This window comes from Corallococcus sp. AB032C, from assembly GCF_003668935.1.
Classification (GTDB): domain Bacteria; phylum Myxococcota; class Myxococcia; order Myxococcales; family Myxococcaceae; genus Corallococcus; species Corallococcus exiguus.
In genome coordinates this window covers 144925-151994 of sequence record NZ_RAWP01000011.1, presented here as the reverse complement: position 1 = coordinate 151994, position 7070 = coordinate 144925, and the positions used below count along the sequence as shown (strand labels likewise).

3 protein-coding genes are annotated in these 7070 nt (G+C 73.2%); all 3 read left to right on the top strand.

Annotation, left to right across the window (positions count from 1 at the left end; all coding sequences use genetic code 11):
* The first annotated feature begins 24 nt into the window (after nucleotides 1-24).
* The 3 genes from D7X99_RS07360 (at nucleotide 25) to D7X99_RS07350 (ending at nucleotide 7069) form a co-directional block, all read left to right on the top strand.
* Nucleotides 25-3966 (top strand): serine/threonine-protein kinase PknK, encoded by a 3942-nt coding sequence (locus tag D7X99_RS07360; protein ID WP_121777126.1) that lies wholly within the window; start codon nucleotides 25-27, stop codon nucleotides 3964-3966.
* Nucleotides 3967-4084: 118 nt separating this feature from the next.
* Nucleotides 4085-5656, top strand: a complete 1572-nt coding sequence (locus D7X99_RS07355; RefSeq protein ID WP_121777125.1) for a hypothetical protein — start codon at nucleotides 4085-4087, stop codon at nucleotides 5654-5656.
* A 3-nt stretch (nucleotides 5657-5659) separates the two neighbouring features.
* Nucleotides 5660-7069 (top strand): serine/threonine-protein kinase, encoded by a 1410-nt coding sequence (locus D7X99_RS07350; RefSeq protein ID WP_121777124.1) that lies wholly within the window; start codon nucleotides 5660-5662, stop codon nucleotides 7067-7069.
* Nucleotide 7070 lies beyond the last annotated feature (1 nt).

Genomic DNA, 7070 nt, shown 5'->3' with positions numbered 1-7070 from the left:
CTCTGGTAGCCTTCGGGCATCCGCATGCGCTGTCCGGTCTGCCACCGCCGCCTCGCTCCGGGCGCGGCGTGTCCCGTGAATGGCGTCGCCGCCGGGTCCGGTCTCCCCCTGGAGCCGCTGGCGATTCCTGACGTCCCCGGCCTGTCCGGTGCCGCCCTGTTGGGAGTGGGGGGCTTCGCCCACGTCTTCACCGCGGTGCGCGAGTCGGACGGCCGCGAGGTGGCGCTCAAGGTGGGGTTGGGGCCGCACCATGCGCGCTTCGCCCACGAGGCGGAGGCGCTCCGGCGTGTCGGGCCGCCCACGGTCCCTGAAGTGCTGGAAGAGGGGCGGGTGGGGGGCAGGCCCTTCCTGGTGCAGGAGTTGTTGCGAGGGCAGACGCTCGCGGCGTGGATGGCGGCGCTGCCGGGGACGGGCGCGGCGTCCGTGGCGCGGGTGCGGGAGCTGCTGACGGGGCTGTGCCTTGCGGTGGGGCGCGTGCATGCGGTGGGGATCGCGCACCGGGACCTCAAGCCGGAGAACATCTTCCTGCGCGAAGGTGGCGCGCTGAGCCTGCTGGACTTCGGGCTCGCGCGATGGATGGACGCGGGGCCGGCGGAGGAGGCGGGCAACCGCGCGGGCACGACGGTCTACATGGCGCCGGAGCAGTGCCTGGACGCGCGCGAAGCGGGCCCGGCCGCGGACATCTACGCGTTGGGCGTCCTGCTCTTCGAACTGATCACGGGGACGCCGCCGTTCCACGGCACTCCGGACGAGGTGCGCGAAGGCCACGTGAGCCAGCGTCCGCCGCGCGTGTCGGAGCGGGCGCAGGTTCCGGGGGCGCTGGACGCGGTGGTGGCGCGGTGTCTGGCCAAGGAGCCGGCGGAACGGTACGCGAGCGCGGAGGAGTTGCTGGCCGCGTTCGAGGCCGCGTGCGCGGAAGGGCCTTCGCTGCCAGGTGTCGTCGGGGCGAGGGATGCGCGGTCGGCGCAGGCGCTGGTGACCTTCGCGGGCGCGCGTCCGGTGGCGGTGCTGGGGCTGCGCACGGCCGCGTCGGTGGAAGGACTGGCGGCCACGCTGGAGCCGTTCGGTGGAGTGCTGGCGCGGGTCTCGGCGGGCGGCTACCTGCTCGTCTTCTGCGAGTCGTTGTCCGCGGAGGCGAACGTGCGCGCGGGTGCGCTCGCGGCACGGCGGTTGGTGGAGTCCGGAGAGGCCTCCGCGGTCCTGCACGTCGCGGTGCTGTACGTGCATCCCGGCACCACGTTGCCGCGCATCGCGGGTGCCGCGCTGGAGCGGCCGGAGACGTGGTGGGGAAGGGCACTCGCGCAGGGCGAAGTGCGGGTGACACCGGAGGCGGTCGCGAGGCTGGAGCCCGGGTGGATCGAGCCCGTCACCCGGCAGGACGACAGTGACGCCGAGCCCGTAAGCCGCGAGTCCACGCATTCCCAAGCGGCCGCAGGTGGCGAACGCGCCTCGATACAGACAGCCGGGATACATGAAGTCACCGTGCCTCAATCGGCCGCGGAGAGTGCGCGTGCGGCGTCACCAGGGCCCGTGGACGCCGAGCGCGAGAACGGAGCGGTCTTCCGTCTGCGCCTCCATGACGAGGACGGAGCTCGCGCTGATGGTGAGCCTCCTCCGTTCGTGGGCCGCGACGCGCTGCTGGATGCCCTGGTCGCGGACGCGGCGCGGAGCCTGTCGTCCTCGGCACCGGGCCTGGGCGTGCTCACCGGCGAGGTGGGGCATGGCAAGTCACGGTTGCTCAAGGCGCTCGCGCTCCAGTTGGAGTCCACGGGCCACGCCCGGGTCGTCCGCCTGCGCGCTCCGCCTCCGGATGCGTCGCTGTCCAACGCCCTGCTGGATTCGCTGCGCGCCGTCGTGGGCCGTCCGTCCGCGGAGCCCCGCATCCTGGCCGAGGCCCTCGTCGCCCAGGCCCGTGAAGCCCCGCTCGTGCTGCTGCTGGACGATGCCCACCTCGCGGATCCCCTGAGCCTGGATGTGCTCGAGCGCGCCACGCTCGAGGGACCGCGGGCGTCCCTTTGGATCTGCGTCGCCGGACGTCCTTCGCTGCTGGGCCTGCGTCCCCACCTGGGCGAGCGCAGCGCCCACGTCTCACGCCACACGCTGCCGCCCCTGCCTCCGGAAGCCAGCCGTGCGGTGCTCGTCCACCTGCTGCGTCCGGCGGAGCACATCCCCGAACCCGTGCTCGCGCGCCTGGAACAACTGGCGCAGGGCGTGCCCCTGTCCCTCGTCGAACTGGCCCGCGCGCTCCGGGCCGCCGGGGCCCTGCGTTCAGCGCCGGGTGGCGGATGGTATGTCGCGCCGGACGCGCTGCTGGACGTCTCCGTCACGCCGCTGTTCGAACGGCTGGCCCCACGCGTGCTCGCGGGCCTTCCGGAGGCCCACCGTGTGCTCGCGCGGCTGTGCGCGGTGCTCGGAACGGAGGTGGACGTCGCACGCGTGGACGCGGCCCTGCGCCACCTGACCGTGGGACCGGAGCTGTCGCGCGCCGCCGCGCTGGACGCGGGCGCGGGCCTGCAGCGACTGACCCGCGCGGGCCTCCTGCGTCCCACCAGCCCGGGCCGCTTCGCCTTCCGCCACCCGCTCCTGCGCGAGGCCCTGGAGGCCCTGCTGCCTCCCGCGCCCCGCCGCGCACTGCACGCCGCCGCGCTCAAGGCCAGCGTGGGCGACGACGTGGCCGAACGCCGCCGCCGTGCGCACCACGCTGCCGTCTGCGGCGCCCACCAGGAAGCCTCGCGCGACTACCTGTCGCTGGCGGAGGAGGCCCGCTCCGGTCACCTGCCCGTGGAAGCGGAGCAGCACTACACGCGCGCGCTCGCGCTCCTTCCGGAATCCGATGACGCGCGCCGGGCCCAGGCGCTCGCGGGACGAGGCAAGGTCCGTCACCGCCTCCAGCGCTTCCGGGAGAGCCTCGCGGACCTGTCCGCCGCGCGCGCCCTGGCCCGCACCCGAGGCGACGCCGCGCTCGAAGTGGACCTGCTGCTGGAGGAAGCCACCGCGCGCGACTGGATGGAGGACTCGGATGGCTCCGCCGCCTGCACGCGCGAAGCACTTGACGCCATCGAGCCCCTGGACGCGCCGCGCCTGTCCCTTCGCTGTGGCCTGGCCCGGGGCCGTCTGCACGTCCGTCAGGGCGAGTGGGCCGCCGCGGCCCGCGTGCTCACCTCCACGGCCGAAGGCTCCGAGCGCGCCCGGGACCACGAGACGCTGGTCGTGTCGCTGGCCCTGCTGGGCGCCGCGCTCACCTTCCTGGACCGCGCGCCGGAAGCCGCTGAACGCTTCGACGAAGCCCTGGAGCGCTGCGAGGCCGCGGGCGACGGACTGCACAAGGCCGCCGTGCTGAGCAACCGCGTCCTGCTGTGGCTTCGTCAGGGCGACGTGTCCCGCATGGAAGCGGACCTGCGCCGCGCCATGGTGCTGGGCCGCGAGCTGGCCCACGCGCAGATGGAGCGCTGGTCCACCTTCAACCTGGCGGAGGTCCTCTACATGCAGGGCCGCCTGGACGAAGCGCTCCCCCTCGCGCAGCGCGCGCATGAGTTGGGCGTGCGCTTCTTCCGTGAACACCCCGTGCCGGTGGACGCGCTGCTCCTCGCCCGCATCCAGGCCGCCGCGGGAGACGAGGCAGCGGCGGCCCGCCAGCTCGCCTGGATTTCGGAGCGCTGTCCGCCGGAATCCCTGCCGCCCACCGCCATCATGCGGCGGCTGGTGGAGCTCCAGGTCCATCAACAGAGCACCGGCGCCTTCCGCGCGACGGATTGGGCCGCGCTCCACACCGAAGCGGACGCGCTGGCCTCACCGGATGAGAAGGCGGAGATCCTCCTGCAGGCCACCGCCATCGCGCGCCGCACGGGTGCCATGGAAGAAGCCTTCGCGTGGCTCGAACGCGCCGGCCCCGCCGTGGCGGAAGCGCCGCTGTGGTCTACGCGTTTCCACGCATTGCGCGCCGCGCTCGCACCCCCAGCGCTGTAACGGGAATCGTTACACGGTGCCGCTCACGTAACCTTTCGCGCTACAGGGAGACAAGAAGGCCGCGCCTGGGGTTTCCTTCCCTCCCGTTTCCGAATCCTACTCAAGGAGTGTTCGCGCGATGGCCTCCTCCGTCCTCCGAGTCCCCTGGTGTTTCCTGTTGCTGGCGCTGACCGGCTGCGAGCCCGCGCTCCCGGAAGACACCCTTGTCAGCGCCGATGCCGACGTAGCGCTCGGTACGAGCAAGGCGGACATCCGCATCGCCAACTCGCTCACGACGCGGGAGCTGGTGCTCAACGCCATCGCCGCGAACCACGACGCCAACGCGGCCCTGTCCACGAGCTCGCTGGAGTCTCTCTTCGACCCCGACGTGATGAGCCCCGGCATGGGCACCGCGCTCGTCAACAACCAGCTCCGCGACCCCTACGCGCAGCGCTTCATGGCGTACCTGGTGAGCTGTGCGTTGGACGAGGGGGAGACGCTCGAATACCTCAACCCCTTCCAACCCTCCGGCTCTCAGCGCAGTGAATGGGCCGGCTCCGCGGGCCTCTGTCCGTGGTGGCGCACGCAAGCACCGGGCGACGCGTGCCTCAAGCGCGTGACGGCGTGCCTGCTGTCGCGCAACAACGGCCTGGGCTACCGCGTGGAGTTGTCCATGCGAGGGGAGATCCACGAGCCCGTCCTCTCCATCGCGCAGCCGTTCTCACTGGACGCGTGGACGGCGCCGATTGAGCACGTACCGTCCACGACCGCGTCCGTGAACAGCGCCGTGCCGTGCGACGAGCAGACGATGGGAGCGGAGCGGAACTGCGGCTGGAAGATGCACTCGGTGGGGTGGTGCCCGGCGGGCCAGACCATCTCCGTGGGCGCGGGCGGCCCGGCGGTCTGCCCGTCTGGGACGCCGCTGGGCTCCAGCTCCGAAACGCGCATGGTGCTGCGCGTGTGCCGGGGCATCGCCGGCTGCGACAAGACGGACGCGCGGCACGTGGCCTCCAGCCAGGGATGTTCGCCGGGGTCCACGGACCCCTCGTCCTCCACGGCTACGGACCCCTCCATGACCTTCACCTGCCCCGTGTCGGGTGGGTACTTCACGGTGATGACCGCGCCCTGGGACAGCGACGCGGAGGGCACGGCGACCGTGGGCGTCTCGGCCGGAGTGCAGGCTCCGCTCTCCGAGCGCGCCGTGTACCGGGTCCGCGAGGGCGCCTTCTACGGCAACCTCTTCGGCAGGGACGCGCTGCGCGACGACATCGACGTGACGGTGACGTTGGTGAAGGGGGAGAAGGACCGCTACACCATCAACCGTCCGAAGGGCCGCCAGTCGAAGCCCATCTTCAAGGACCTCTACTCCTGCTACGACCCGGGTTGGGTGTACGGCCGGGCGTACGCGACCTACCGCGTGTGCGCGCTGCCGGGCACGCAGGAGGACTGCGCGGCCACCGTGACGGGTCCGTGCTGGGACCCCGACCCGAAGGTCCCCCATCAGTGTGAGACGCAGGATGGCCCGTTGCTGGCGGGCGACGGCGACTTCGAGTCCTGCAGGGACACGTCCAACCAGCCCTGGGAGGAGCCCGTCACCGTCTACCTCAACGGCGCGTGCGACCTGGTGGATGAGCAGCACCGCGAGCTGTGCAAGCGCTGGACGGAGCCTCCTCCGCCCCTGGAGACCTCACGGGGCCAGGGCAAGCGCTAGCCCATGAATGGCGAGGAGGCCCTCTACGGCGAGGAGCTTCGGCCCGGCGCGCTCGTGGGCGAGTGGGTCGTGGACCGCGTCCAGGTCCACGGCCCCGTGTCCGCGCTGTACCGGGCGCGGCACGCGCAGTCCGGCGTGCCCGCGGCGCTGAAGGTGCTGCACCCGCAGGTGGCCGCGGCGGCGGTGGCGCTGCGGCGCTTCCGGCGTGAGGCCGCCACGCTGCAGCGGCTGCGCCATCCGCACATCGTCACGGTGCTGGGGTACGGCGAGCTGTCGGACGGACGGCCGTTCATCGCCATGGAGTGGCTGGAGGGGCAGGACCTGGCGGCGGAGCTGGCCGCGCGCGGGCCCCTGTCCCCGCGCGAGGTGCTGGAGGTGATGGAGCAGGTGGGCGCGGCGCTGCGGGTGGCGCACGCGGCGGGCGTGGTGCACCGCGACCTGAAGGTGCAGAACGTGGTGCGGCTGGCCCCGGGACGCGGCGGTCCCGCCGTGAAGCTGGTGGACTTCGGCGTGGCGAAGGGGCTGGTGCCGGGCGCGCCGGGCAGCTCGTCGCTCACGCATACCGGTGTGGTGCTGGGCACGCCGCTGTCCATGGCGCCGGAGCAGATCCGCGGCGAGGTGCCGGACGCGCGCACGGACCTGTACGCCGCGGGCGTGCTGCTCTTCCAACTGCTCACGGGCATGCCGCCCTTCCAGGGCACCACGCGCCACGAGGTGGAGCAGCAACACCTGCACGCGCCGCCGCCACGTCCCGGAGAGCACGCGCCGGTGTCCGCCGCGCTGGACGAGGTGGTGCTGCGATGTCTGCGCAAGGCGCGCGAGGAGCGCCACCCGGACGTGGATGCGCTCCTGGAGGACCTGCGGGGCGCGGTGCTGGGAGGCGCGGCACCGGTGGCCGTCCCCCGCGCGGTGGGGCTGTACGTGGAGGCCCGGCTGACGGGAGAACCGGACCCCGCGGCGATGGAGGACCTGGACGCGGGCCTGGAGCGCGCGAGCACCCTGGCGCGCGAGGCCGGCATGGAGGTGCGGGTGATGGGCGGTGCGTGTCTGCTCGCCGTGGCCAGCCTCCCGGACGACGTGCGCCGTGAACGGGAGCTGCGGGCGCGCGTGCTGGACGTGGGGCTCGCCCTGACGGGGAAGGGCACCTCCACCGCGCGCCTGCACGTCACCGTGCACGTGGACCGGCTGACGTCGCGGGAAGAGGCTCACGGCTGGACGGAGGCCACTGCCTCCGCCTGGGACGCCGCGGGCGGGGAAGGGGGCCTGCTCCACCTGCCCGGCTGGGTGCGGGATGACGGAGCAGCGGCCACGCCCATCGTCACCGGCCCGGCGCTGCGGGGACTGGAGGCGGACTTCGTCGTCAGTCCCGTGCCGGATGCCCCCGAGCGCTGGCGGCTGTCTTCCCGGAGCTGAA

Bases quoted from the DNA above. Each gene is read 5' to 3' on its own strand.
- D7X99_RS07355 (WP_121777125.1), top strand. From the start codon at position 4,085: ATGGCCTCCTCCGTCCTCCGAGTCCCCTGGTGTTTCCTGTTGCTGGCG.
- D7X99_RS07350 (WP_121777124.1), top strand. From the start codon at position 5,660: ATGAATGGCGAGGAGGCCCTCTACGGCGAGGAGCTTCGGCCCGGCGCG.
- D7X99_RS07360 (WP_121777126.1), top strand. From the start codon at position 25: ATGCGCTGTCCGGTCTGCCACCGCCGCCTCGCTCCGGGCGCGGCGTGT.